The sequence below is a fragment of the Okeania sp. SIO2F4 genome (assembly GCF_010672385.1).
GTDB lineage: Bacteria > Cyanobacteriota > Cyanobacteriia > Cyanobacteriales > Microcoleaceae > Trichodesmium.
Window position 1 is genome coordinate 1 of sequence record NZ_JAAHGT010001192.1, and the last position, 2,427, is coordinate 2,427.

Here is a 2,427-nt window from a genome sequence, read left to right on the forward strand (position 1 = left end):
TATATTACAACAAGTTATTAAAAGAATACTAGGTATAGGTAAAAAATTAGAATCTCTACAAAAAACACTGCCACCTCCAGATTTACCTATTTTCCCAATTATTGAAAAAGATTTAGACCAAGAAAACTTGAAATTAGCTACTCGGATGGTTGCTCCTTTTTTTGATTATAATCCCCGTCGTTTAAAACTGGAGTTTAGACTAAATAGTTGAAGATAAAATCAAGCAAAGGATTGAAAAAATTTAGACTATCAACAGACGTGAGAAACAATTTTTGATTTCAATTAAGCAAATTTGACATTTTTGGTGTCTTTTTTCTGACTTTCAAACTTGCCCCTACCTTTTTTGACTATTGGGTATCGTTTTCTTTTATGACGAAGTTGACCTTTCTTCCAGCCTGGAGATTTTCCACGGGGTTTGGGAGCAGATGTGGGTGTTCCAACTAGGGCAATAACTGTTCCAAAACCTTGGGCAACTCTTCCCGGAGTCAAGTTAATCTGTGATTTCTGCCAAGGTAAGGGACAATCTACAATTACCTCACGAGCTAACCATAACTCCCAAGTCATCATGGGCATTAAATCACTCCATCGATCACATTGCTCTTTAGTGCCAAAATTGGGTAAAGTCCAGTGTAACCTTTGTTTGCAGAAGCGATACCAATGTTCAATCGTAAAGGGACGTAGATAGAACTCAACTACTTCTATCAAAGTCGGCATTTGTTCTCCGTTCCAAGCTAACCACAGGGGCTTACTTTTGGGTGAGTCTAATTTCTGGACTCGAATTAGTGATAATGGTTCATTAGACGCTTGTCGAAAATGTAAATTATGCCATGCTTGAATCTGGAGTCTTCCTTGAGTTGGATGTTCCACTTCTACTTTTTGAGCTTCTGGACTCCATGTTGTCTCATCATTAAGTTTAAATTTCTTTCCATGTAACCGAGGACGACCACGACCATTATAACCTATTGGTTCACCGTAAAAACATCTATTGGAACTTAACCGCATCAATTGATCGCAGGGAATATCTGCGGTTTGTTTGACAAACGAGGCACATCCATACTGACTATCCACAACCACTATAGCTCTCTTTTCTAAGTAAGGACAGACTTTTCTTAACTGTTCACTTAACTTACTGATAGCAGTATCACTACTGTTAATTCTTTCCTGAAGCAAAGGTAATGCCCAACTTCCTTTTTCCTCTGGTATGTAAGCTAATGTACTATACCCAAAGCCTACTCCTATTGGTTGATTGACTTTAATTTTACCAGGTTGATGTTCATAAGTTCTTTCTTGCAGTGTAACTGCATCTGGTTTTAGCCAAGCACTATGGTCTCCTACTAATAATGGCCTTTGATTTAATATCATGTGGCTAATATAAACTTCCATCAGTTTGTATCGTGATGGAGAACAATCTTCTATAGCCTCATAAACACTATGCCATCGTCGGCGAAAGACTGGTGAGAAAGATAATTCTGCCAGAGAATTAGGACGAGGACTTAATATGGCTGCATCAGTAAGTTCAAACACAGCATCCTTCGCATTTCCCAAGAGATGATATACTTGATTACGGAATAATTTTAACTTCAAATCAGGCATTTTGGCAAGATAATTTTGATTTAATGCCTGATTTTACCTGAAATGATTGCCGACAAAAGAATTTGACGAGTAGAAGTTAGATAAGTCATACTAATTCGTATTACTTGTAGTTGGAAAATTACTCAGCTCCTCCAAAAGATATCAATTATTCCTATAGGATTTAGTTGCTCGTTAGAAGCGATCGCTCTCTAAAAATCATAGCCTTAGCGGAGCTTTGCAGAGCGCAATCGCTATATTTACCATGGACTATATACATTTTCCTTGGGTAAGTCCTGTCAAAGTCAAACCCGCGAGTCTACCAAACTTTAAGGTAGGCGCGATCGCGACAGCGGAACGGAGTTCTATCCCATGGTTTGTGAAAAATATCTGTCATGTAGCAGGGCTTTGTAATATATTAAATACAATAGTAGTATGTCAATACACCGCTATAGAAGTTAGATAAGTTATACGAATTCGTATTACTTGTAGTTAGAAAATTACTCAGCTCCTCCATCTGCTTCACCGATCTTTTTTTCCCATATCTGTTGATGGTCTAGATTTTTTCCATCCTTTACTTGGTTTTATCTTCAACTATTTAGTCTAAACTCCAGTTAAAACAATATATTAATTTACTCAAACTCAGGATTTATATTGCCTATTATTCTATTGGAGTTACTTTTGCTGAAAAAGAAAAAATAACCATAGAACAAATAGCTAAGTTTACTGCTATTACCCTCCAATATCCTCGTCTTCTTTTGGAACTAAAGAATAATCATCAACTACTTTCTAAGTTAGAAAAAGATGCTGTTGATAAATCTATTCAATCAAATAATTCCACCATACTTAATTCTGAAT

General features: G+C 36.5%; 2 protein-coding genes. One reads left to right on the top strand and one right to left on the bottom strand.

What is annotated here, in order from left to right:
* Positions 1-211, top strand: a 211-nt coding sequence (locus tag F6K22_RS38720; protein ID WP_293110238.1) for a hypothetical protein, incomplete at its 5' end; no start/stop codon positions are given.
* Positions 212-282: 71 nt separating this feature from the next.
* Here the strand turns inward: F6K22_RS38720 and F6K22_RS38725 are convergent.
* Positions 283-1,593, bottom strand: coding sequence for an NF041680 family putative transposase (locus tag F6K22_RS38725; protein WP_293110240.1), 1,311 nt, complete (start codon positions 1,591-1,593; stop codon positions 283-285).
* Positions 1,594-2,427: the final 834 nt, after the last annotated feature.